General features: G+C 64.4%; 1 protein-coding gene and 1 pseudogene. Both read left to right on the plus strand.

Annotated features, from left to right (window positions below; genetic code table 11):
* On the plus strand, positions 1-416 hold a 416-nt coding region (locus EA795_RS21105; protein WP_158601323.1), incomplete at its 5' end, for a hypothetical protein.
* Between the two features lie 2 nt (positions 417-418).
* Positions 419-640: pseudogene (locus EA795_RS20730) on the plus strand (hypothetical protein); the annotation flags it as partial.

Here is a 640-nt window from a genome sequence, read left to right on the forward strand (position 1 = left end):
ACACCGATGAGTCCCGCACAGACGATCGCAGCTTCCAGGTGACGCTGGATGGCACGAACATCCTCGCCGACTTCCCGGGCGAATGGGAAATCATCGGAGGCGGTAGCTACGGCCGTTTTCCGCTTGAGGATACCTCCGCGCCCGCCGGTGAGCGCATCTACCTCGACCTCGTCGTCAGCGTGTACAGCTACTCCAGGCAGCTGAAATGCCTACGTGTGGCGGCAACCTATAGGCGGCGAGTCTCCGACGTGGTGGTGGAGACCCGTGCCGCCTATTTCTACGGCAACGCCTGCTGTCGTGGCCGAGCGGATAACAGCGTTTTCGTCACCGGTAACGGCGGCAACATGTACGGCTCCGCCGATCCTCTGACCGGCGCTATCCGCCGCAACTATCCATACCCTGTGACCTGGTGCTGACCATGCTGACATTCGTAAACAACTGGCTTCGGGAGATATCCCTGCCGCAGGGCGCTACCGCGTGCCCGCTCGATCTGCCTGATGGCGAATATCGCCTGACCCTGGCCGACGCGGCGAGCGGTGCGACGCGCTGGGAGATCGTGGACGCAGTGGTGCTGGGCGGCGCCGCAACCTTGGTCCGGGCGCGGGAAGGGACCGCCGACCAGGAATGGCCGGCAGGCAGC

The sequence above is a fragment of the Stutzerimonas nitrititolerans genome, assembly GCF_003696285.1.
Classification (GTDB): Bacteria; Pseudomonadota; Gammaproteobacteria; order Pseudomonadales; family Pseudomonadaceae; genus Stutzerimonas; species Stutzerimonas nitrititolerans.